Annotated in this window: 21 protein-coding genes, 1 tRNA gene, 1 pseudogene and 1 riboswitch; of the genes and pseudogenes, 19 read left to right on the top strand and 4 right to left on the bottom strand. The window is 46.8% G+C overall.

Features of this window, described 5'->3' with window-relative positions:
• Nucleotides 1-83: 83 nt before the first annotated feature.
• Nucleotides 84-1,523, top strand: a complete 1,440-nt coding sequence (locus AC3ITG_RS10645) for a L,D-transpeptidase family protein (protein ID WP_489253692.1) — start codon at nt 84-86, stop codon at nt 1,521-1,523.
• Nucleotides 1,524-1,609: 86 nt separating this feature from the next.
• Here the strand turns inward: AC3ITG_RS10645 and AC3ITG_RS10650 are convergent, their stop codons facing one another.
• Nucleotides 1,610-1,747: a hypothetical protein gene (locus tag AC3ITG_RS10650; protein ID WP_162842436.1), complete on the bottom strand. Its 138-nt coding sequence runs from the start codon at nt 1,745-1,747 to the stop codon at nt 1,610-1,612.
• Nucleotides 1,748-2,002: 255 nt separating this feature from the next.
• Here AC3ITG_RS10650 and AC3ITG_RS10655 point away from each other — a divergent pair, with 255 nt between their 5' ends.
• The 3 genes from AC3ITG_RS10655 (at nt 2,003) to AC3ITG_RS10665 (ending at nt 4,532) form a co-directional block, all read left to right on the top strand.
• Complete coding sequence (locus AC3ITG_RS10655) at nt 2,003-3,100, top strand: quinone-dependent dihydroorotate dehydrogenase (protein WP_489253693.1); 1,098 nt, start codon at nt 2,003-2,005, stop codon at nt 3,098-3,100.
• A 135-nt stretch (nt 3,101-3,235) separates the two neighbouring features.
• The gene (gene yjbM / locus AC3ITG_RS10660) at nt 3,236-4,051 is read left to right on the top strand and encodes a GTP diphosphokinase (protein ID WP_053783647.1); all 816 of its coding nucleotides are present in this window, start codon (nt 3,236-3,238) and stop codon (nt 4,049-4,051) included.
• Nucleotides 4,038-4,532, top strand: a complete 495-nt coding sequence (locus AC3ITG_RS10665) for a DUF309 domain-containing protein (protein ID WP_413377181.1) — start codon at nt 4,038-4,040, stop codon at nt 4,530-4,532. Before yjbM ends, AC3ITG_RS10665 begins: the two co-directional genes overlap by 14 nt.
• A gap of 211 nt (nt 4,533-4,743) precedes the next feature.
• Here AC3ITG_RS10665 and AC3ITG_RS10670 read toward each other — a convergent pair whose 3' ends face one another.
• On the bottom strand, nt 4,744-5,292 hold the full coding sequence (locus AC3ITG_RS10670; RefSeq protein ID WP_489253694.1) for a thioredoxin family protein: 549 nt from the start codon (nt 5,290-5,292) through the stop codon (nt 4,744-4,746).
• A 220-nt stretch (nt 5,293-5,512) separates the two neighbouring features.
• Here AC3ITG_RS10670 and AC3ITG_RS10675 point away from each other — a divergent pair, with 220 nt between their 5' ends.
• The 6 genes from AC3ITG_RS10675 (at nt 5,513) to AC3ITG_RS10700 (ending at nt 12,402) form a co-directional block, all read left to right on the top strand.
• Complete coding sequence (locus tag AC3ITG_RS10675; RefSeq protein ID WP_489253695.1) at nt 5,513-7,201, top strand: RsmB/NOP family class I SAM-dependent RNA methyltransferase; 1,689 nt, start codon at nt 5,513-5,515, stop codon at nt 7,199-7,201.
• The gene (locus tag AC3ITG_RS10680) at nt 7,198-7,944 is read left to right on the top strand and encodes a pseudouridine synthase (protein ID WP_110002286.1); all 747 of its coding nucleotides are present in this window, start codon (nt 7,198-7,200) and stop codon (nt 7,942-7,944) included. The genes AC3ITG_RS10675 and AC3ITG_RS10680 overlap by 4 nt, the downstream gene beginning before the upstream one ends.
• A 268-nt stretch (nt 7,945-8,212) precedes the next feature.
• The gene (locus AC3ITG_RS10685) at nt 8,213-9,016 is read left to right on the top strand and encodes a Cof-type HAD-IIB family hydrolase (protein WP_099853719.1); all 804 of its coding nucleotides are present in this window, start codon (nt 8,213-8,215) and stop codon (nt 9,014-9,016) included.
• Between the two features lie 97 nt (nt 9,017-9,113).
• The gene (locus AC3ITG_RS10690; RefSeq protein WP_489253696.1) at nt 9,114-10,169 is read left to right on the top strand and encodes a hypothetical protein; all 1,056 of its coding nucleotides are present in this window, start codon (nt 9,114-9,116) and stop codon (nt 10,167-10,169) included.
• 101 nt (nt 10,170-10,270) lie between these two features.
• Nucleotides 10,271-10,825, top strand: a complete 555-nt coding sequence (locus AC3ITG_RS10695) for a GNAT family N-acetyltransferase (RefSeq protein WP_489253697.1) — start codon at nt 10,271-10,273, stop codon at nt 10,823-10,825.
• 446 nt (nt 10,826-11,271) lie between these two features.
• Entirely contained in the window at nt 11,272-12,402 is a 1,131-nt protein-coding gene (locus AC3ITG_RS10700; RefSeq protein ID WP_489253698.1) for a glycosyltransferase family 4 protein, read from the top strand.
• A 91-nt stretch (nt 12,403-12,493) separates the two neighbouring features.
• On the opposite strand, the gene AC3ITG_RS10705 is transcribed toward AC3ITG_RS10700, so the two are convergent.
• On the bottom strand, nt 12,494-13,552 hold the full coding sequence (locus tag AC3ITG_RS10705; RefSeq protein ID WP_413377195.1) for a YkvI family membrane protein: 1,059 nt from the start codon (nt 13,550-13,552) through the stop codon (nt 12,494-12,496).
• Between the two features lie 204 nt (nt 13,553-13,756).
• Here AC3ITG_RS10705 and AC3ITG_RS10710 point away from each other — a divergent pair, with 204 nt between their 5' ends.
• The 4 genes from AC3ITG_RS10710 (at nt 13,757) to AC3ITG_RS10725 (ending at nt 15,537) form a co-directional block, all read left to right on the top strand.
• Complete coding sequence (locus AC3ITG_RS10710) at nt 13,757-14,338, top strand: xanthine phosphoribosyltransferase (RefSeq protein ID WP_053783657.1); 582 nt, start codon at nt 13,757-13,759, stop codon at nt 14,336-14,338.
• Between the two features lie 98 nt (nt 14,339-14,436).
• A complete protein-coding gene (locus AC3ITG_RS10715; RefSeq protein ID WP_024629266.1) occupies nt 14,437-14,766 on the top strand; it encodes a hypothetical protein in 330 nt (109 codons plus the stop codon).
• Nucleotides 14,767-14,889: 123 nt separating this feature from the next.
• A complete protein-coding gene (locus AC3ITG_RS10720; protein ID WP_063564777.1) occupies nt 14,890-15,108 on the top strand; it encodes a hypothetical protein in 219 nt (72 codons plus the stop codon).
• Nucleotides 15,109-15,207: 99 nt separating this feature from the next.
• Nucleotides 15,208-15,537, top strand: a complete 330-nt coding sequence (locus AC3ITG_RS10725) for a carboxymuconolactone decarboxylase family protein (RefSeq protein WP_062322073.1) — start codon at nt 15,208-15,210, stop codon at nt 15,535-15,537.
• 99 nt (nt 15,538-15,636) lie between these two features.
• Here AC3ITG_RS10725 and AC3ITG_RS10730 read toward each other — a convergent pair whose 3' ends face one another.
• Nucleotides 15,637-16,101 (bottom strand): C40 family peptidase, encoded by a 465-nt coding sequence (locus AC3ITG_RS10730; RefSeq protein WP_064639184.1) that lies wholly within the window; start codon nt 16,099-16,101, stop codon nt 15,637-15,639.
• 5 nt (nt 16,102-16,106) lie between these two features.
• Nucleotides 16,107-16,238: riboswitch (cyclic di-AMP (ydaO/yuaA leader) on the bottom strand.
• 262 nt (nt 16,239-16,500) lie between these two features.
• Here AC3ITG_RS10730 and AC3ITG_RS10735 point away from each other — a divergent pair.
• From AC3ITG_RS10735 to AC3ITG_RS10755, 5 genes and pseudogenes are all read left to right on the top strand, one after another.
• A pseudogene (locus AC3ITG_RS10735) lies at nt 16,501-16,917 on the top strand (pectate lyase).
• A gap of 41 nt (nt 16,918-16,958) precedes the next feature.
• The gene (locus AC3ITG_RS10740; RefSeq protein ID WP_413379563.1) at nt 16,959-17,081 is read left to right on the top strand and encodes a pectate lyase; all 123 of its coding nucleotides are present in this window, start codon (nt 16,959-16,961) and stop codon (nt 17,079-17,081) included.
• 114 nt (nt 17,082-17,195) lie between these two features.
• Nucleotides 17,196-17,279, top strand: a tRNA-Leu gene (locus tag AC3ITG_RS10745).
• A 326-nt stretch (nt 17,280-17,605) separates the two neighbouring features.
• Nucleotides 17,606-21,502: a X2-like carbohydrate binding domain-containing protein gene (locus AC3ITG_RS10750; protein WP_489253699.1), complete on the top strand. Its 3,897-nt coding sequence runs from the start codon at nt 17,606-17,608 to the stop codon at nt 21,500-21,502.
• 322 nt (nt 21,503-21,824) lie between these two features.
• Nucleotides 21,825-24,035, top strand: a complete 2,211-nt coding sequence (locus AC3ITG_RS10755; protein ID WP_489253700.1) for a helix-turn-helix domain-containing protein — start codon at nt 21,825-21,827, stop codon at nt 24,033-24,035.
• Nucleotides 24,036-24,155: the final 120 nt, after the last annotated feature.

Consider the following 24,155-nt stretch of genomic DNA (forward strand, 5'->3'; position numbering starts at 1 on the left):
CGGGTACTCAAGTCCTATGGATTTCTTGTCATCATTTGCCGATATATATAGAAACGGAAAAAGGCGAAATGATGGAGGATCGGATGCAAAATACTCACCTACGAACATATGTAAAGAAACATCCTGACAATAAAATGGCCTGGTATTTACTCGGTAAGGAATATTTGGGTGAAGGGCAGGAGGCCAAGGCGAACTATTGTTTTCAACAGGCGGGTGAAGTCTACGAGGCTTTCGAGCGAAGTAAGGCACCGGCAGATATATGGGTGGATTATCAGGAGAAGCTGGTTGAGATGGCTGAGCAAAAGGAGAAAAAACATCGTGTTCGCAAGATGTGGCTCACCCTACTGATGTTGCTTGTACTGGCAGGATTACCACCTGCGGATGCTCCCGGTTTCAATCGGGATGCAGCCGAGGCTTTGGCTTCAGCGTTGGAACCGATGGACGATTCTGCGGATAACGAATCAGGCAATAGCCCGAAGGAAGACCTGGCTCTTATTACGAATTCCAATGTGTTTACAGCTGGAGCATTCGGTGGAGGTGACCAGGGTGAGGCTGCACTTGCAGCTGCATGGTCGGGCTCTGGTGTCAAAGTGCAGACGTCGGCTGTGCTTGGAATGCAGGTTGCAGGTAACTGGACATTATGGAAGCGAAATATGTCGGTGAAATACATCGTTCAGACGAACAGCAGTGGCAAATTAACGGCACAGAGTTATGATGCCAAACAGTGTAACTGTAAACCACCGGAAGTATCACCGGAGATCAAGCGGTTGGCACAGGCCTGGACAGCCAAACAGGAATCCGCGGCAGCTCTGTCGAGTGCAATGATTACATATAAGAAACAAAACGGAAGCTGGCCGAAAAGTGTGGCGCAACTTGCCCAGCCATTTCCAAATAATATTCTGGGAGAGACTGCACCTGGCATGACCCGGATGTTTCCGACACTACTAGCTATGCATCAACAAGGGATAATGGGAAAAGGGAAAAACACAGATGAGGGAATCGGTGAAAGTTCAGATTCGCCGCAAGGCAAAAATGCTGCATTTGTGGATACGTTAGGCGGAAAGCCTTTTTTGCAGGATCGGCTTGAGATCATCGTGGACAAGAGCAGACATAAGCTTGCATTGATTAGTGGCAACACCATTATTCGGAATTACGAGGTGGGGCTTGGGGGAGATCGCACTCCAGAGGGTTCGTTTGTGATTTCAGACAAGGTTGTAAATCCAAATGGTCGCTCCAACGGCGAATTTGGGAGTAGGGGAATGCAGCTATCGGACACGAATTATGCCATCCATGGGACCAACGAGCCAAACAGTATCGGGCTGGATGAATCCCTTGGATGTGTGAGAATGAGTACTGAAGATGTGGAAGAGCTATTTGCTCTTGCTCCTCAGGGAACTCCGGTACGCATCGGGAAAGATTTACTGCCAGAGACAGCAATTGTTCCAGAAGCAAAGGATCGCTACCGGTACACACTTGTTCCCAAGCAAAATAATCCGAATAAGACGTATCATTGGTTGAATTAAACGAAAAACCAAGTGATTCAGACCGAAGAAAACGTAAAATCCATGCTGGATTGGTATGTAGATGCAGAAACAGTCGGTTGAAGCATTTACAGGTTGGCGATAATAATAAGCGCACCAATGATAATGATCAGTCCACCGACGCTGGCTGCCGTCCAGATAATGGCTTTCCGGTTGACCTCATCTTTCTTTTGCTGCAAAGTAGGTGGTTTGCGTTTGGGAGCCATGGGCTGTTCCTCCTTCATGGAATAAGGCTATATAGATGTAGCCATGCTCCCATTGTAAAGAATTCAACTCGCCATTTCCAGTAGGCGGGTGGATTTCTTGTGAGCATTTTGCATAATACGATTCCTTCTGTCTATGCTCAAACTACTTTCCTTTTGAAGAAGAAACGGATAGACTTGTGTTTAGAGTGTTTTTTTACATATGAAAAAGACGGAAAGCATTTTTTCAGCGTACCGGACCAGAACGGAGTGATTGATTTGTTATACAGAAGTCTTGCTAAACCCTTGTTGTTCAAAATGGACCCTGAGCAGGCCCATCATCTAATTATCGGGGGCCTCAGTGGAATGGGGAGTATTCGCCCGGTTCCTTCCGGTTTGCGTGTCATGTATGGCGTGCGTGAAACATCGGATCTGGCTGTGGACATGTTCGGATGTCATTTCCCTACACCTGTAGGACTTGCGGCCGGTTTGGACAAAAACGGACAGGCTGTAACGGGCTTTTCTTCCATCGGGTTTGGCTTCATGGAAGTGGGCACAGTCACACCACTTGCACAGCCAGGTAACGACCAGCCAAGGTTATTCCGCCTGCCTCCCGATGAGGCATTGGTGAACCGGATGGGATTCAATAACCTTGGAGCCGAAGCCATGGCAGTCGAATTGGCACGCCTCAAGGAGCGCCGAATTCCAGTGGCCGTTAATATAGGCAAGAACAAGGCGACACCTAATGAAGAAGCGCATCTGGATTATGCAAAATGCATTCGGGCGCTATATGATTATGCGGACCTGTTCGTGGTGAATATCAGTTCACCAAATACACCGGATTTGCGTAATCTGCAACATGGGAATGAATTGAAGGAATTGCTTGCCGCTGTCATGAATGAGATGGAGACGCAGCGCAACAGAGCGGGCGGTTCCGTTAAATCGGTGCTGGTCAAAATTGCACCTGATGTGAATGACCAGGAGCTTGAATATATGGTGAGTACCATTGCAGATAGTGGAGTTGCTGGAATCATCGCAACGAATACAACGATTAGCCGAGAAGGTCTGTCCCATCAGCATGCCAAAGAGACAGGTGGACTAAGTGGCAAGCCGCTGCATGACCGTTCCACGGAAATCATTCGTCAAATCTATCGCCAGACAGAAGGAAAACTGCCAATCATCGGATCGGGGGGCATTTTCACAAGCGAAGATGCTTACGAAAAGATTAAAGCAGGAGCCAGCCTAGTGGAAATATATACGGCATTGATCTATGAAGGACCTGAAGTGAACCGGCGCATTCATGCCGGACTGCGTGAATTGCTGCGCAAAGACGGTTACAGTCATATTTCGGAAGCTGTCGGTGCAGAGCATCGTTAAGCAATGTTTCGGAGTTTCCCGGATTGAAAATTAGAAGCGTGGAAGAGGGTAATGTCGTACGGAACTCTTCCCCCCGCTTAACATCATGTATAATGGATAAGAACAGGGGAAGCTATAGAGACAGGAGGCATAAGCATGGACGGTAGAGACTGGGGTACATTTTTACTTCCTTATGAACAAGCGGTAGAGGAATTGAAAGTTAAGTTTAAAACGATGCGGGCGGAGCTTAAGAAAAGGGAAGAATACGCCCCGATCGAATTCGTTACCGGTCGTGTCAAAAAAATATCCAGCATTCTGGAGAAATCCAGACGCCTGAATGTGCCGCTTGATCAGGTGGAAACAGGCATTGAGGATATTGCAGGTATCCGCATTATGTGCCAGTTTGTGGATGATATTCGGCGAGTAGCCGAGTATATTCGTGGTCGCAAGGATTTGACGGTATTAATCGAGAAAGATTATATCACTAATTTCAAAGAGAGCGGCTACCGCAGTTTCCATATGATTATTGAGTATCCTGTTCAGACCGCTCTGGGGCAAAAGAATGTGCTGGCCGAGATTCAGATTCGGACACTGGCGATGAACTTCTGGGCCACGATCGAGCACTCCTTGAGTTACAAGTTTCGGGAGAGTCTGCCGGATGATATGCGCGCAAGATTGAAAAAGACGGCGGAAGCCGCTTTTGTACTCGATAATGAGATGTCGGCGATCCGTCTGCAAATTCTGGAGGCGCAAAAGGCCTTTGAGGATGATTCCAATATTGTATCAAGAACGCTTAACATCATACATCAATTGTACTTCTACCACCTCGTGAACGAAGCGATAGAGGCACAAAAGCGCTTCAATGACTGCTGGGAGCGTCATGATATGGAAGGGTTAAAAGACCTTCTGGATGATGTGAAAGCACTTCTGAATGCGGCTAGAAAGGGCGAAAACCCGGATGAGCAGCTATGAGCCGCTGTATGTTGACTATCTGATCTACTTCAATCGCGATCAGGACTACTTTGAATGCCATGAGGTATTGGAAGAACTGTGGCTTGAACGGGATCGGGATTCTCTGTACAAAGGATTGCTGCAAATCGCAGTGGGGCTGTATCATTTCAGGAATGATAACCTTCGCGGAGGACGCATGATGTTACAGAGTTCGGTAGATCTGTTAAAGTCATATCCGGAAACTTCGCGAGGCATTTCCCTAGGACCGTTGGTGCAAGAAGTACAGGAGCTGGTTCATGGACTTTCGGGTCCGGAGCCACAGAAATTTCCTTACAGAGACTTGCACATTCAGATTCAGGATGAGGTGCTGGCCCGGGAGGTTCGAGAACGAGCTCTTGAACTGAAGCCTAATATTCCCCAACGCCGAAGTCCTACACGTGGACGAATCTATGAAGAGAAGATGAAAGCATTGCAGCAAGAACAGAACTTGCAGAGCGAGTAAGCTTGTAATAGAAAGTCATCATTCACTTCATCATTAACTATTGTCAGATATATGATCTATAAAAAACACCCCGACAGTTCCTCTAGAGGAATTGGCCGGGGTGTTCGATATTAAAAGACATCATTAAAAGTTTGGAATGATTCCAGAGTTTGTCCATGCAAAGGACAATATGATCCATGCGGATCCATCGCATCCACGAAGTAATATACGATTAGCTTGCTGATGGAGTAGCACTGCCTTTATATTTCTCGAAAAATTGCTTGTAGTCATCCAGCGTATAACCGTTGTCACTGCCATTTTCCTGCAGCCCACCAACCATGCGGTCTTTCTCAACACCATCCTGATAATATACCAGAGTCGGTGTGAACTCAATGTTATAATCTGTCCAACCGGAATCGAATTCGCGCAGATTGAACTGAGGCAGTTGAATACCTTCCTCATCGACCAGCGGCATCAGCTGAGGTGTTGTCGCACGGCAGTGTGAGCAGTCGGAGGCAAAGAAATATACAAAGAAGCTGTCTTTGTTATCAATTCTGGCTTTCAGATCATCAGGCAAAATAATTTGTTGGTAGTTCGGATCGTCCAGCAATTCGCGGGTTGCGGGATTAAGCTTGGAAGCGGCGATGCCATAAGCATTCCCCACGGCGTCCATTTGTTTCTTGGATTGCTGATTCACCAGGACAAGTGCTGCAATTAATACGACGAAAATACCCAGGAAAATAAGGATCGCAGCACTTTTCTTTTTCTTCTTGGATTTCATTAAGACATCCCCCATCGATCATATCGAAATATAGTTTGGCAAAAAGACAGGATGGGATAATATGCATAAACACCCGAATTTTTGCACATCAATCAATCTACTTGCCATTATACTACATTACACGCTGTAGTGGAATATGTATGAAGCAATAGGAAAGCATTGCCCGGATATGATAACATAGAACTATATGCAATTTTAACAAGACAGGATGAGTGGGATTATGGCTGTACAGCTGCCTTCGATATTTGCCGAGCGCATGAAAAGCTTGTTAGGCGATGAATTTGAACAATTTATGAAATCTTATGAGCAGTCGCCACATGCGGGGCTGAGAGTGAATACGTTAAAAATATCGCTGGAACAATTCAAGGAAATTGCTCCATTTGATATGCGACCCATTCCGTGGTGCGGAACGGGTTTTTATGTGCCTCACGGGGTTAAGCCGGGGTTACATCCTTATTATCATGCGGGTTTGTATTATATCCAGGAACCAAGTGCCATGGCCCCAGTTGAATTATTGAATGTGAAACCCGGGGAACGTGTGCTGGATCTATGTGCGGCTCCTGGCGGGAAAACAACCCAGATTGCAGCCAAGCTGCAAGGCAAGGGTGTACTCGTTACGAATGATATCCATGCGGAACGTACGAAAGCCCTCGCCAAAAACGTGGAACTTTATGGAGTACGCAATGCTGTAGTATTGAATGAATCTCCGGAACGGATTGCCAATGCATTTCCTCATTATTTTGATAAAGTGTTAATCGATGCGCCTTGCTCGGGTGAGGGCATGTTCCGTAAAGATGAGGACATGGTGAAATCCTGGGAAAATCATTCGGTGGAAAAATGTGTGCTGATGCAGCGCGATATTCTGGAGACTGCGGCCAAACTGCTTGCTCCAGGAGGAACCATCGTATATTCTACATGTACGTTTGCGCCAGAGGAAAATGAAGCGATGATTGCGGAATTTCTGAACATCAATCCTGATTTTGTGGTGAATGACATCCCGGAAAGTGCAGGATTTGCTCCAGGACGACCGGAATGGGTGCGTCAGATGTTGCCCGAAAAAGCAGAAGAGACGGGATCTGTGCTGGACCAAACGCGCGGCACTGCGAGGTTGTGGCCTCATCTGTTAGAGGGGGAGGGACATTATGTTGCTGTATTGCAGCATCGTGGGGAATCTCTTGCAGAAGAAGACGGAAATCAAGAAGAGGGCAGTGTTTTACAAATTGGACAGGCAGTGGGCGCAGATTTCACCGAACCAAGTGAATCGGTAGATCCATTTATCCGTGTATCTGCACCAATCAGTAAAGAAGAGCGGAAACGGGAACGTCTAATGAGAACCGAATCCAGAGAACGCAATGACAGGCATACCCTTGGTGGCAAGGCTCAGGGAAAACAGGGCAAAGGAAACGAACGTGGTGGTCGCAAAAACGAACGGGCTCAGGGACGAGGAACCGACCAGGCGAATGTCGATCCAGGAACGGTGTATGCTCAATTTTTACAAGAAAATCTGGAAATCGAGCTTGCTGGAGAAACGGTGTATTACGGCGATCGAGTGTATCAATCTTCTGTGGATGCTGCCCGCCTGGAAGGGCTCAAGGTTATACGACCGGGATGGTTTATGGGTACCGTGAAGAATGGGCGATTTGTGCCCTCTCATCCGCTTGCATGCGCTTTGAATGCAGCTGAAGCCCAGAGATCCGTTAATTTATCTTCGGCAGAGGGTGAAGCAGTAAGGTATCTCAAAGGAGAAACTTTGAACATCGAAGAGGCACGAGTTGATCGTCAAGCAGATACGGTGGCCAAAGGTTTCGTATTGGTGTGTGTGGACGGTTTTGCGGCTGGCTGGGGGAAATGGCTGGATGGTGTACTGAAAAATGAATATCCGGCAGGCTGGAGGTGGACATCGGTATGAGTGGAAAAGGCAAACAAACGCTGCGTCTGGATAAAATATTGAGCCATATGGGCGTGGGGTCACGAAGTGAACTCAAAAAGATGGTGAAGCAGGGCAGAATCCGTGTGGACGGTAAGCCGGTGAAAGACAGTGGCGTGCAGGTTAATCCAGACGTAAACGTAATTGAAGCCGATGGAGAGCGGATCGTGTATCGTGAAATGATCTACCTGATGCTGCACAAACCACCTGGCGTGGTGTCGGCAACCGAAGATAATCGGGATAAAACGGTGATTGATCTGCTGCGTAAAGAGGAGCGTGTCTTCGATCCGTTCCCTGTGGGACGGCTCGACAAAGATACCGAAGGCTTGCTCATCCTAACCAATGATGGGCCGCTTGCCCATGATCTGTTATCCCCGCGTAAACATGTGCCCAAGACGTATGAAGCCCGTGTGCTGGGAAATGTTGATGAAGAAGATATCGAAAAATTCAAAGCCGGCATTCAGCTGGATGATGGATATGAGACGTTGCCTGCGGAACTGACTGTGCTGGATCGTGAGGAAACGGAAGAGGGCGTGTTTTCTTCCATCTCATTGATCATTCATGAGGGCAAGTTCCACCAGGTGAAAAGAATGTTTCAGGCTGTAGGCAAACGCGTGGTTTATTTGAAACGTGTTGCCATGGGTGACCTGGAGCTGGATGCCAATTTGGAAATTGGCAGTTATCGCGAATTAACCGCTGACGAGTTAGATCGTCTGCGGAAGTAACAGCTCCCGTCCTTCGCGAAGCGGAGCAGGGAGCCGGGCAGGATGCGGAAGCCCTGCCCGTAATGGTCCCGCTTGAGCTTGGGCGGGACCGCCGCTGTCAAGCGGCAGACCCGGCAACCAAGCGCTCCCACACCGACCGTCACATAGCAAGATCCAAACCGCCGCTGTAAACGAGACGGGAGTCCAGAGGGCAGAGCCCTCTGGGGCCCTCCCTCGGAAGGGAGGGTTTGGGTGGGTGCGACTCTTTTACAGATAAGGAATGAAGACAATGACAATTAAATTAATCGCACTGGATGTCGATGGAACACTGCTTAATGATCATCATGAACTTACCGAAATGACGCAAGAGACCTTAATTCGTGCTTCCCGTCAGGGAGCTGAGATTGTCCTGTGTTCAGGTAGAGGTCCTGCGAATACGATCCCGTTTATGGAGCAGATGGGACTTGACGGATATGTCATTACACATAATGGGGCGGTGACCGCACAGGTTCAGACTCGCGAAGTAGTGCACCATTTTGCCATGGATGGACAGGGACTGGAGCCTTTCATAACTTACTGCCGTACGCAAGGTGTGCATTTTGATATCAATACGGCGTTTGGACTCTACGTGGATCAGCCAGAAGGGTTAGAGTTGCAGGTACGCGAAATGTATCAAAATTTCATGGCAGAGCCATTAAAGCTGCCGCAATGGGCGGATATGACAGAGCCGCTTGCGAAATTCACTGCGTTTGGACCCATCGAGCAGATGAATGCGGTGCAACAGGAGTGGTCGACCTGGAATCTTCCATATTATATGACGCGTAGCGGTGATTTTTTCATTGATCTGATGCATCCCGAAGCCTCCAAAGGTGCAGCTCTAAAAAGACTGGCCGAAGCAAAAGGAATCCTGCCTTCCGAGATTATGGCGGTAGGTAACTACTATAATGACATCACAATGTTGACTTTTGCAGGCAAAGGGGTTGCGATGGACAATTCCCCGGAAGAAGTCAAGGCTGCTGCGGATGAGGTTACACTTTCGAACAACGATCAGGGTGTGGCCCACGCTATCCAAAAATATGTGTTGTCCGTCTAACAGTTCGCTCTTAAAATTGAATAGCGTTGTATCTTATAAACTGTCGCTCTCAAGGGTAACCTAATAGAATAACGTTAGGAACCGAGGAGGACAGTGCATGGAACTGAAAGTAGAGCTGATTCCTGATCTTCGAACATCAGGTGGCGAAGTGCAGGATATTATGGTGGACGGTCAATATGTGGGTTCGCTGCTGCTTGTGTTCAGGGAAGGGGATCGGGTATCCGGCAGTCTTCAGATCGAGCAGAATTCGCTACCTGACGAGACAGAAGAATATATTGTGGAGCAAGTGCACGAATATATTCGTTCTCTCGCGGATGCGGTAAGTGCTGCTGAGTATGAAGTGCTTGTAAGCTGCGGTACACTGTATTCTGTGTTACAGAAGCCAGAGTCTCAAACGGATGTGTTCATTCAGTCGTCACGGTCTGAAGATAAGTACAGTCACGATGGGAAAAGTGATCGGGCTGGCGTAAATGAAGTACATGTCATATCCGGCTCACAAGCCGAATCATTTACATATGAAGACCCGGAACATTTGCTCGAGATGGAGCTTGTAAGCGCTGGACGCAGCATATCTACCTATGTATTTAATGACGCCAATGGACAGGAACTGGCCGAAGCCTCTCTGAAACAATATGGTGCTGATGTACAGGGTGAGATCCATTGGTATGATGAACCGGCAGAGAGTTATCAGGATGCGGCTGCCGAGTTGTTGGTACGAGAGCTCGATGAAGAAATCATTGATACGATTACGATCCGCATGTGGCATCAGGGGCAGGAGATGGAATCGGCGGAATGGGTGCACCGGGATTTTGCGGATGAGGATGAGATAGAGTCCGAAGAAGAGCTCGAAGAGATTGAAGCTGCTGAAGAAGCCTGTTATGTAATGTTGGTGCGCAAAGATCGGGAGTTTCGGGTATATGAACTGTTTCTACAAGAACGCGGAGGGTTACCTGTAGGTACAGCAACGATTGATACCTCAGAAGCGGATTTGTCAGGCTATATCGATTATCAGGTTCCCGGCACAAGTGTTCAGCGAAAGAGTCTGGTTGAAGTTCTGATGCGAGAGCTGGACAAAGAGCTTGAATTTGATACATTACATCTCACGATGTTATACCGTAATCAAATTATTGATGAAGCGAAGATTGAAGGGTAAGAGGCACAGCCTCTTGCCTTTTTTGTTTACTTTTTGACGAAAAAGCCATTTCCCGGTATAGTACCATTAGTTTAAGAGAGACCTGGAAGTGGAGGAGAATCATGAAGCACTCATTCAGTATCACAACAGACTACATCAATGATGAATTTAAGGCATTGCAGGCTCAGCCGGAAGACACGGAGGATGTGATGTCCCTGCTCATGGAAACAGCCGAGTGGTTGCAGAGCCAGGGCTCTTCTCAATGGAATGCTTTGTTAAAAGGTGAGGATTCTCATAATACGGCGGAGGCCATTCAGCGTGGCGACGTATTTGTATTTAAAAAGGGTTCTGACGTAGCTGGCATGGTTATTTTGATGAGCCAGCCAAGTGCATGGGATGTACATTTGTGGGGAAGCAAAGCGCATGCCGGGGATGGCGCACTTTATCTGCACCGATTAGCCATTCGCAGAAAGTATGCCAAGAGTGGATTGGGAAGGGCGATTTTGCAATGGTCCAGCAGCGGCATACAGTTTGAGGACAAACATATCGTCCGATTGGATTGTGGAGCCGAGAACGCAACATTGAACGCATTCTATGGGCGTAACGACTATACCTTTGTGGGAGAAACAAACGGCTTCAGTACGTACCAGAAGGCGGTCACACACTTGTCTGTATAAACGCTGTATTCAAACATAAGAAGTACATTCAAAAAGCCGGGGGCAACCATTGCTCACTGGCTTTCATTTGTATGTCGGCAAAAGAGGCTTAACTTTCAAAATCATACATCCGCTTCTTAGCCGAGCATCTTCTGAATATGTTGTATATACGACTCCGGAGTGAGGGCGTACGCTCAAATAAGATGAAAAAGATAACGTATAGTAGAATAAAGCCAGCCAAAGAGCGATTATTTCCGGTGGAGTTACTCAGTACCTAACAATATTCGTCATGTCGTCAGCGTCAGAACCAACATGGTACAATTGCTATTGAAATGAATTCTATTATTCAGCTGTAAATGAGCGAGTGATAAGAAATCTCATTTTGTACCTTTACTGAACATATGTTCTGATATATCATGATTGAAGATGTAATGAAAAGATTTATGCTAGAAAGGGGGAAACTAACGGTGAGATTGCTGCAGGCGCTTTTCTTTCCTCCGGAGCAGCCCGGAGGTGTATCCTCTATGATTCCGTATATGCAAGAGAGGTTTACAACCCCGAGGTGGGAGATGGATCTGTTCTCGTTGCCTAAGCGAATTCGCAACAAGGGCAGGGAAGATATCCAGTTTGAGACGTTCGATTGGACTCAGTATCAGGACAGTCCTGTCGTGCAAAAATATATGCAAACCTACCGGGATTATTTGTGGTGGACCAAGCTGCGTATTCAGAAGCCTTACGATCTGATTCATGCCCATCACCCTATTGCGGGGCTTGCAATGAAGAAGGTTTTCCCGGATGTTCCTCTCATTCAAACGATCCACTCCAGTTATGAGCGAGAGCTGATTCTGAATGGACGTATTGAGTCGAACGGACCGGAGCATCAATTCCTGCTGGCCATCTATGGTGAGCTGGAGCACCAGGCGGAGCGGTTGTTAACGGTATCGGATTCTTTCCGTCGTTATCTGGCTCCTTATGTACAGCATCCCGATGTTATCGGTGTAATTCCTAATGGTTTTGATGAAAAAAGGTTTAAGCCAATTCCCCATGAGAATGCGATACCACAGCTGGTCACCGTATGCCGTCTGGTTCCGGCGAAAGGGCTGGATATTCTGTTCAAAGCCTGTGCCGAACTGAAAGCCCGGGGACATGATTATGTGCTTCATATTATTGGGGACGGACCGATCCGTCCAGACTTGGAAGAATTGGCCCAGCGGCTGGGCATTTATAATGAGACTATTTTTTATGGTTACACGCTGCACCCTGAGGAATTCATGCCATTTTTTGATATCTTTGTACTACCTTCGCGGGCGGAGGCGTTCGGGTCTGTTTTCGCGGAAGCAGCGCTTAGCTGTCTCGCCCTTGTAGGTACAGATGTTGGCGGCATACCAGAACAGATCGAGAACGGCAGTAACGGCTTGCTGGTGCCTTCAGAAGATCCGTCTGCACTGGCAGAAGCGCTGGAGAAGGTGATGGTTGACCCGGCGTACCGTTATGAGCTCGCTCGTTCGGCGTGTGAGAAGGCCAAAACCCATTACTCTTTGGGCAGATCGGTCAATGAACTGAAAAAAATGTATTTGCAATTCCCGAGCCAGTTTTAAATGATGAAAAGGGAAAAGAAGGAAGCCGCTGTGTGAACAGCGGCTTTTTTATGTTTAGGGAAATGATATTTCGCAACAAAAGGATACGTTGTTATAGATGTTTTTTGCGTCCGCGAAAGCTTCCCCATCGATCCATTACTAATTTTGCACCCCAGATCAGTGCTAAACTGCCGAAAATGGGGTAAAGGATAGAGAGCAGTGAACTAAATCCAAACTGGCTGAGCGAATAACATAGCAGCATGATGGCCAGTATGATTAGTTTGGGATGTACGTGGACATGCTGTCTGAGTTGGAGGGTCATTCCATAAATATCGGCTACAAACGTTGTGAAGATTTCCATAAAGATCAGGGATACATAGATAGACTGGACTACCCATCCAAGTTGAAAGGCAATGCTGCCCATTGGAATTTCAAATTGTGTGATGCCAGGCATCTGGGCTGACATGGCGAAGTGAGCTGCCATAAGCATGAATCCTACACCAATTCCGCCCAGAACGCCGCCCCATTTCAGCACCTTTCGGCTACGAATCTGATTTCCCACCGGAACGAGTACAGCTTGGGCAAGTGCCAGGTTGAATGAAGTATACAACAGAGGAGATAACCAGACCTGGATAGGATTGCTGTCAGTGGTTAATGTAATAAATCGGTTTGCGCCGGGATGATGTATGGTGCTGGTGATCATAAGCAGGGAGAGCAGGAGCATCATGGGTACCACGATACTGTTCATTTGCAGAATAGCCTGAATGCCCCGTCCAAGCAGCAGATATGTACCGATAAGGGTAACAATCAGACCTGTCTGGTAATGAAGCCCCAGATGCTCTACAAAGACCGACCCGGCTCCGGCCAGCATAACACTGTTTACTCCGATGAGAATTAGAAGGGTAACCCAGGTAATCCAGTTTCCTGCTTTATGACCGAATAGATGCTTGTTGAGATCTTCGTAAGAGCGCGAGCCGGTATCATGGGCAATCAGCATCATTTTTGTACCTAACCAGACAAAGAGTATGGTCGATAAGCCGATGGTAATGGTGGCCCATTTGCCATACTGGGTAAAAAACTGCAATATCTCCTGCCCTGTTGCAAAGCCGGCTCCTACCACCGTTCCAATGTATGTAAATGCGATCTGCAGCACCCGAAATGCCTGTTTCATGCGTTTCCCCTCTCAGGCCCCTGAATAGTTTGGACATGCGGGTGCCATGGTACAAGGTATGCTTGACCCACCAAAGTCATGACTATTGAAGTGTGACATAGGGTTATTTCAATGCTCTGGACAAGAGCAAAGGCAATTTCGCTTGAACTGATAGCCGGATCTATGATACTTTTACGTCATAGGATAGGCTTGGGAGGTCAAATTATGGAAGTATTGAAACAACGAATTTTACAAGAAGGTGTAGTCATGTCAGATCAGGTGCTTAAGCTGGATGGTCTGCTGAATCACCAGATTGATCCTGCATTGACGATGGAAATGGGACGTGAATTTGCCGCTCGTTTCCGTGAAAGTGGTGTAACTCGGGTCATTACAGTGGAGTCTTCCGGGATACCGGTCGCCTTTGCTGCCGCACATGAACTGGGTGTTCCGCTGGTATTTGCCCGTCGAAAAAAAACACTTTTGGCTGACCCCGACGCCTATTGTGAAAGAGTGCCTTCTTTTACCAAAGGGATCGTAACGGATATTATGGTGTCCCGTGAATATATTCATGAGAATGACCGTATTTTGTTTATTGACGATATCATTGCGAATGGCGATGCCGCTCGTGGTGTCATCAAAATTATCGAACGTTCGGGTGCGGAACTGGTTGGATTCGGTGTCGTGGTCGAAAAATGTTTTCAGGCCGGAGCGCGTACCATTCGTGAGCAGGGCATTCCGGTTGAAGCGTTGGTGCGCATTCGTTCATTGAACGATGGCACCGTGCAATTTGACGATAACGAAATGTGACTTTTTAAAGGAAAAAGTGCCTATTTTTATAACAATGCCTTTGCATGACCGCTGATTTCATTTATAATGGGGTTATGTTAGGGAGAGGAGGCAACACCATGGGTAACCAACCGGCAACAGAACAATTTTTTATTGATAAGCTGGCGGAATCGAAAGTACATTTTGAGCGTGCCCTGGATTGTAAACATACGGAATTCGATGACCTTTATCCCTATATGATTGAACATCCTCAATTTTTCTGGTACAAACGCTACGTTGCCTGGTCAGAATTGCTGACGATTGTAGGCTTGTGCGAAGAGTTGTCCTTCTCTTGGAAAGAACAATTTACACCGCATCAAGTGGAGTACCTTGAAGAACGTGTGATGTCCGCCAAAGTGCTTGATTTTTGGTTTGAGAAGAACGACAGCAAAGAGCACGCGCAGCGGTAACTTTCAGTCGGGACATACTTTCGAATGACATGACAGTCCAATACAGTCACGTGAGACCTAAATGACTTATCATTTAGGTCTCTTTTTGTAAATAATTTTTTTGGGAAAGTAGGCGTCGGAAATATGATCAGTGATGCACAATTGGATGCACTGCGTTTATCAGGTGAAAAAGTAAGGGTAGTACGGGACGAGATTCAGTCCAATGATGTGACAGGTATTGTAGTGGCTTGGGACGGGGAGCAGGTACTCATTCGCCGTCAGAATCGTCGTGTGGTCAAGCTTGATCGGAATTACCGATATCAATTGTTCAGCGAACCACGCGAGAGCCTGCTCGAAGAATAGGATTTACCATGGATGTTTTGGCATAATTACACCTCTCGGGAGAGAAGATAGGTACAGTGAGAGCTTGTAACATATCAGCCGAGAGGATGTGCGGTAACCGTGACATTGATGAATGATAAGGTTCATGCCTATAAAGATCAGATTGGTGAATTAAGCGACGTGCTGCCAGCTGTGGTGAAGTCTTATCATGAGTTCACTGGAGAATGTTTTCAGGCAGGGGCGATTGATGCCAAGACCAAACAGCTGATTGCGCTGGGCATTGGTTTGTTTGCAAACAATGAGGTATGTACGTTTTACCATGTGGAAGAGGCACGTGCCAAAGGAGCGACCGATCAGGAGATTATGGAGACGGTTGCTGTGGCTGGAGCAGTAGGCGGAGGTCATGCGCTGTCTCAGGGTGCAATGAGAGTACAGAAGGCATTACATTAAAAGTTTTAATTGCAGACTGATTGCGACTTTACGTCTGTAGAAAATCAATGTAGACAAAGAAAAGGCTCCGGTTATAACCGAAGCCTTTTCGTGTTTAACTTATATTTTGCCCAGCATTTTGTTATACATAAACTGTCCTGTTACCCGGCGTGCTGTTACGTAACGATCGTTGAAGTAAGGATTGGATAATTGTGTGATGCTGACACCCTTGCTGCTTGAAGCATGAGCGAACTGTCCGCCCCCGATATATACACCTGTATGTGAAATGCCATTGCCCATCGTATTAAAGAATACCATGTCACCAGTACGCAGATTAGCTTTGGATACCGGAGTTCCGGCCTTAGCTTGTTGCTGGGAAGTGCGTGGTAATTCAATGCTATATTTGTTGAAAATATATCTCATAAATCCAGAGCAATCAAATCCGGCCATTGTTGTGCCGCCCCATTTGTAAGGTATGCCAGTCATGTTGTTAACGACGGTGTTAATACTGCTTGCCTCTGTGCTTGCTGCACCGGATGTAAATAGAACTGCTGCTCCAAAAATGGAGATGATAAGCTTTTTCAAAATTTTTGTTCTCCCTTCGATGCCTACGGAGTTAGCTAAGGGTTCGGTAGAAGGTTCCCTATATTTCCTATGTATAAGAATAATTCACCCAAAATGGTTCCCCCGTTTTCAAACATGAAACTCGGCAAATGAATAATTAAGTTTTTGTAACCTTTTGAAACTATATTGCATAAATGCGAAAATGTCAAACCGATCTTGAACACTTCTTATCATCTCAATGTTAACGGAATTATCGCTATTTATGTAGAAATAACTCGAATGTTGATTTTTAATAGATGACAAAAAAGTAACTACTGTTTCAAATGGAGAAAAATTGGACAATTTATTGGTTTTCTCATATACAATTAGACGATAGCTTTAGGTTAAGTATCTGGAACGACAGCAAGTATCTCAGATATTTTGCCTAATCAACGTCCTGACGGGGGATGGAAGAAGGAGTACAAAGAAACAAGTGGTGAGTGGGCCAAATCTACGATTGATAACAAAGCTACATACTCAGAAATTAGAAGATTAGCCAAGGAATTTAAAAAGACGAATGATCCGCGGTATTCGGCTGCTGCCATCAAAGGAATCAACTTACGATGATGCCATGATAATGTCATGTACATGTTGGATGAAGTAGGTGCACGTAAAGGTGATTTCTCATTCATCGACAGCTCTCTTGCGGATCGCAGTAAAAAATCAGTTGCCAAAGGCGTAGATGCTCTTAATACACAGGTTGTAGCGAATGGTAAACTGACTGCATGGGGACAGCTGCATGATTCCAGCTCCCTTAAACCTGCAGGAACAAGGATTTATGAAGTAGCAAACTCGTAGCTGATTCAGGTGCAGCGCCAATTTGGGCACGTTTTTACGAAATTGGAACGGATAAACCGATCTTCGTAGGACGTGATGGGGTTGTGAAATATAAACTCAGCGATATCGATAAGGAAAGAAGAGGCGGGTATGCCTGGTACGGCAACTGGCCTTCCAAGATATAATTTTTAAAAGGCTTTATCATTGAAGGGGAATTATTTTTTTGTTGACACTAATTACCTGCACATGATATATTATTTCTTGTCGCCGCGATATAATTTCTCGGAGATACGACATACGCGGTCGTGGCGGAATTGGCAGACGCGCACGGTTCAGGTCCGTGTGGGCTAACCCCCGTGGAGGTTCGAGTCCTCTCGACCGCATCATATGTAATACGAAAAAGGTTCCTAGAATGGCATTGTTGCCACTTTAGGAACCTTTTTTATTTGTTTACGGATTTTGATATTTGCTCATCCTAATTCTTTTCAACTCATTCCTTCAACTTGAGCAGAGAAAAAAACTTTGTTTATTTATCCAGTAATGGAAATGTGTTCGTTCTGCGACGGTTTGCCCTTATATTTCAGGTTAATTGTACGTAAAATACCGAATTGTACCTATCCTGGAAATCTTTCATCCACTATTCTCTTCTCGTATGGAAGCGCTATCAACAAGGGTTTGAACGACCAAATTCAGAGGGGGTAGGGATAATTTGAAACGAATCGGAAAAAGGATGGCAATGTGTTTCATGGTAATCATGATTGCGGCAGTGCAGTTCGGGATAATCGGAACGACAGGTAATGTGGCACAAGCAGCAGATAAGAGTCTGGCCCAAAAGCCGTATATGGGTTGGAGCAGTTACAGCATGCAGGTATATGACGGGGCGGGTAACTGGACATCGGCCGAGAGTATTAAGAAGCAATCGGACGCCATGCGCGAGAAGCTGCAAGCCCATGGATATGAATACATTAATATTGATGCTGGCTGGAACGGTGACGAGGATGAATACGGCCGTCCTATTCCGAGTGAAGTTCTTTATCCGAACGGATTTCAGGAGGTCATCGACTATGTTCATAATAACGGACAGAAGATCGGGATTTATCTGATTCCGGGGTTATCGATTACCGCCTATAACAAAAATCTTGAGGTTTATGGGACGGGCGGAGCATGTCGTATGCAGGATATTGCGGTACAGCCGCTCGTTATTATGGATGCTTGGGATTCGTACACTTACAAAATTGATTTTACGAACCCTTGCTCACAGAAGTACATTGACTCAATCGCGGATCTTCTTGGCGAGTGGGGCATCAACTTTGTCAAATTCGACAGTGTGACTCCAGGATCGGGAATCAATAACCTGAGCCGGGATGCACGCGGCGATGTGGAGGCATGGTCCAAAGCCCTGGACAGAAATAACATCTGGTTTGAGCTTTCCTGGGCGCTTGACCACAATTACGTGGACTTCTGGAAAAAGTATGCGAACGGCTGGCGTATTGACTGGGATGTTGAAGCCTATGACAGCAGTAAGGGATTGACCGAATGGTCGAGTATTTCCCGCTTATTCCCCATAGCAGCCATCTGGTGGCGTGATGCAGGGCCAGGGGGCTGGAACGATTTCGATTCCCTGAATGTCGGGAATGGCTCGATGGATGGTCTGACCAAGGTTGAGCGGCAAACCGCCACGACCTTCTGGTCTATCTCTTCAGCGCCACTCTATACAGGCAATGATTTAACAAGGCTAGACAGCTATGGATTGGAATTGCTTACGAATGACGAAGTCATTGCCGTCAATCAGGCCGGACGTCCAGGCCATCCGGTTTCCATGGAGACCCAGCAGCAGGTTTGGTATGCCAATAACGGAGATGGTACTTACAGTGTAGCCTTGTTCAATTTGGGCGACCAGAGTGCGGAGGTTAAAGTCAAATGGAGCGATCTTGGTCTCAACGGTCCTGCTTCGGTCCGCGACCTGTGGAGTCGTTCCGAACTGGGAACCTTTAATAAGGAATTCAGTGGCGGCGTGCTGGAACCCCATGCTTCTCGAATGCTTAAAGTAACAGCGTTGAAAGGCACATCAGCCGTCAATGACGATGATACAGGCATGCTCTATAGCGGGGATTGGCAGCGCAACGGGGGCAAGGAGCAGACAGATGGGAGACAGGATCTGAGCATAGCGATTAAGGATTCCTCGGGCACTGGTCCAACGAATAGCAGTCAAGCGGGTGCCTTGGACGCTGAAGCTGACAATGCTGCAAATTCAATTTCCGTGGAAGATGCCACTGTTACCAATGAGGTCTACATTAATGATGATGACAGCAGTATTAAATACACGGGCTCATGGAACTCCAATACCGGCAGAAGTTACGGCGATTACAATGGCGATGTGCATTTTACTGAAAAAGACGGTGATTATTTTGAGTATAGTTTCACGGGCACAGGCATTGAACTACTGACGGAGAAGGATAAAGACCAAGGAGACATGATTGTCACCCTCGATAATGGAGCACCTGAAACTGTAAGCGCCTATACCAGTGGAGAAAGGGAAGTCCAGCAGGTTTTGTACAGCAAACTTGATTTGGACAACGGCCCACATACCTTGAAGGTGGTCAAGGGCTCGGGCAAGTATATGTTGCTGGATGCGCTTAGAGTAACCATGGAAATTCCTCCTGGAGGGCAGAACAGCACCATTAGTCCGGCCTCTGCAGACTTTGACAAGGAGACGGAACAACAGAAGGATGTCACCGTGAGGCTGTCCTTGAACGGCAATACGCTGACCGGCGTTGAAAATGACGGGGTGCTGCTCAGTGAAGACGACTACACGGTGGTCAATGACAAGCTGACTATCAAGAAGCAGTACCTCACGCAGCTGCCTATAGGGACAACGAGTCTAAACGTAATCTTTAGCGCGGGTGATCCGCAGTCTTTGGCAATAAGGATCAGCGATACTACGGGCATTCGATTTATAATGATCAATAACGACGATCCGGCAATCAAGTACAACGGCTCCTGGTCACGAAGCACTGGCAGAGGTTTGGGTGACTATAAGGACGACGTGCAGTATACCGAAAAAAACGATGATTCTTTTGAATACACCTTCAAGGGAACGGGGATCCAGTTATTTACGGAGGTTGACCAGTCACAGGGAGACATGGATATCTATGTTGACGACCAATTCAAGGAAACAGTCAGCGCCCATCGTAACGGTCGGCTGGCACAGCAGAACCTGTACAGCATCTCGGGGCTGCCGGATGGGCAGCACACGCTCAAGGCAGTGAAGAAATCGGGGGACTACATGCTGCTCGATATGCTCAAAGTTGAGCTTCCGAATCTAATTAATCCGGTAACCGCGGATTTCGACAAGTCAGCTTCCGCTCAGGCTGACATTGATGTAACGCTGCTGATCCAGGCGGAAAGCTTTAAAGGCATTACCAACGGCTCCAATGAACTGGTTCGGGGGACTGATTATACGGTTAATGGCGACCACGTTACACTGAGCAAAACGTATCTTGCTGCCCAGCCCGTGGGAACGTTGAATCTCAGTTTTTCCTTCGGCGGTGATTATCTCAATGACGTACATTCTACGACGGTGGATGGAGATTTCTTCGAATACACCTTCAAGGGGACCGGAATAAGCTTGATTACACCTACGGGACCGGAGCAGGGAGAAGTGGATATTTATTTAGACGGACAGCTGGTGCAAACCGTGAACGCCTACAGTCCAAGCCGGCAGATTCAGCAGGAGATTTACAGCATCTCGGGACTGGCAAGTGGCCAGCATACAATCAAAGTTGTGAAGAAATCCGGTGAGCTCATGCTGGCCGATCAACTGAAATTTACTGTCCCCACTGGAAACGGAAACGGTGAACCAACGAATCCGTCGAATCCAGGTGGTCCATCCAATCCAGGCGGACCATCGACTCCAGTCGTTCAGCCCTCAGACACTTCTGTGCCAGCGCCAACTCCTGAATCCGGAACTACTGACGGGACAACAGGAACGGAGGGTGGTCAGGATATAGGGTATAAGGCGTATATTCAAGGATATCCGGGCGGTTTGTTCAAGCCGGATAACAAGCTCACCCGTGCTGAGATGGCAACCATACTCGCAATGGTATCTGAGAAAGAAGCCACGGGATCTGCTGTTGCATTCAGTGACGTTAAATCTGAATATTGGGGAGCCGACGCCATTGCTAAGGTAAGCAAGATGGGGCTGATGAATGGGTACAAGGATGGCACGTTTAAGCCCAATCAGTCATTGACTCGTGCGGAGATGGCCAGTCTTGTGGCCCTTCTCTGTCCGGCTTCCGAGAATTCAGGCGATGGATTTTCTGATATCAGCAGCCACTGGGCCAAGGAAGCCATTTTGAAAGCGCAAAGCGCAGGCATTCTGAAAGGCTATAAAGATGGAACTTTTCGACCGAATGCTTTATTGACAAGAGCGGAAGCCGTTGTAGCAATCAATAGAGCTTTAGGCAGAGCACCACTCACGAACGTTTCGCAGCCACAGTGGAAGGATGTTCCTTCCACACACTGGGCCTTTAGCGATGTTGAAGCAGCATCGGTCGATCAGGTTGTAAAACCCCGGACAGAGGGGGAAGAACCAAAGAAGAAATGATGTGAACTAGGATTGGGGGCCATCTTGGCCCCTTTTTTCTGAATGATAAGGAGTTATCATCTCAAACCAAAGAACTTCGGAAATGTTAAAAAAAGCAATGATAATCTTCTTTTTATCGTTGCCTTTTATTCATTCCCGAATGAAACACGATTAAAGAATGAGATAAAACAATTGACTAACCCGGAAAATATTATTATCTTTGATAACGCTACCAATACCTCAAGGAGGGGGAGGAGGGTTACCCATTAAATATTCCAATGTTTTTCGTAAATTTTTAATTTCCTACGTGATCATTTTGGTTATACCCAGCATTGGCGGTTATATGTCTTATCTGACTTCCATCTCCGTAACACAGTCCATTTCCATTGAGAATAGTGTTACCCAACTTCAGAAAAGCCAGGAAATATTGGAGGGCCGCATGGCGGAAGTGGAGGGCTTCACCCGACAGCTTGCGGTCAATCAGGAATTAAACGTTCTGATGAATGAAAGGGACAACGAAACCAACGTATATGGGATATGGAGAACGATGGAGAATGTGTTGACCTTTGGACAGACCAATGATTTTCTGCAAAATTATTATATTTATCTTGCGAATTACAATCTAATTTTGACCCCGGGTTCTTCTTACAGACCGAATCACTATTACACTGATTTCCGTTATAACGATCTTTCGTTGGAAGAATGGATGAAGGACGTGTTGGGGAAGACCCACCGGAGTGAGATTAAACCGCTCAGTTCCTATGTCAGTAGGGGAAAGCAGACCTCGGTAATCACATATATGCAGTCATTGCCTCTGGACAGCTTCAATGATTCTTCACCGGCTGTCGCCGTTGTAATCATTGACGAGAAAATGATTCTTAGTCTGTTGTCCAGCCTGAATGACCGATACGGTGGCTGGGTTCATATCAGCGATGCGGAGGGCAATACCATTGCGCTGCAAGGGAGCGCCGAGCCCGAGATGGTGAAAATGGCCTCTGACTCTCATTTTGATCCAAGCAGAGTCAGCCAGTTCTATGGGGATGATCTCGTGATCACTACAAGATCCGATAAGAACGGATGGGTATATCAGGCGGGCATTCCCCGTCATGTCCTGATGGAGAATGCAAACAGGATCAAGGGGATGACGATGCTGATTACGGGCGGCACACTGCTCATCGGACTGATTGTTGGACTTGTGCTGGCCTATCGCAACAGCGTACCAATCAATCGACTGTTAAGTGTAATGAAAGAGCAGTTTGGGAAGGATGAATCGGCTCCCAAAAATGAATTTGACTTTTTGAGTGGAAATATCGCTGATATGCTTACCAAGAACAAGCTGCTCGAATCCGAATTGAATCGCCAGCTCCCACTGGTCAGGGATGCCTTCCTGAAGCGGTTGATCTCCGGTGAATTCAAATCGCGGGATGAGATTCTTTCCGCCGCCGAACAAGCAGATATTAATTTGTATCAAGGCACGGGATATGCAGGAATTGTCCAGATTAAGGGTTATGCCAGTATGGACAGCGTTGAGATCCTGAATGAACTGAATGCCTCCCGACTACTGTTGAAGCAGGCTTTGGCTGAACTGGATGTGGATGTCCTGATGACCGATATGGGCTCGGATAAAGTGGTCATCCTGTTCTTTTCCAAGGAAACCGACTCCGAAATGGATCGTGAAAAGGAAGATATCACGCATATCATGGAGAATCTGGCACAGTATGTGTTCAATGAATACAGGATGACCATCCAGTCAGGATTCGGAAATCTCTTCACATCGTTGACAGAGGTCAGTCTATCCTTTGATCAGGCCAATCAGGCGCTGGAGTATGCAGTCTACATGAACAAAAAAGGTATGATGTGGAACAATGAAGCCCAAACCGAAAATACAACGTATTATTACCCGCTGGATTCGGAGCAGCGACTGATTGGCACGATTCGTGCAGGAGAACTTGAAGAGGCCAAACGGATTGTCGATGCAATCATTGTGCAGAACATGGAGCAGCGGGAACTGTCCATGGAAATGAAGCATCAACTTGTTGGAGAAATGAAGGGGACTTTTCTCAAGTTGCTGGATCAAAAGGCGTTTACGGAATATGCCTCCATCGAGAATGTGAAACGGCGGGTCATTGATATTGGTTCCTCGGAGCCGCTCGAAACGATCAAAGCTGAGTTTTATGAAATCATGGAAGAACTGTGCTCCGTTATTGCGAACAAGAAGAAGGATGCTCATATTCAAATCATCAAACAGATCAAGGAATATACTGCGAAAATGTATTCAGATACAGAGCTGACTCTGTATCGAGTGGCAGAGCATGTGGAGCGGCCCGAGAAATACATTTCTCAATTATTCAAAGAGTTTACGGGGGTCAATTTCTCCGACCACCTGATCAAAGTCCGAATGGATCAGGCTGTGATTTTGTTAAAAGAGAGCAATTATACGGTGGACGAGATTGCGTCACGGGTAGGTTACAATAGTTCTCACTCCTTCAGGAGGGCCTTCAAACGATTGAATGGCGTTTCGCCCAGTGTGTATAGACAATCGGTTGACGATTAAATGAAAGGAAGACCCATAGACTGTGTTGTCCGTGTTCCGGACAATGCGGTCTTTTTTTGCGAATACGCCTCCGTAATGGAAAAATGGCTGTCGTACTGCGGATGTGTGCCCCCAAAAACA

The sequence above is a fragment of the Paenibacillus sp. GL_099_B genome (assembly GCF_057835695.1).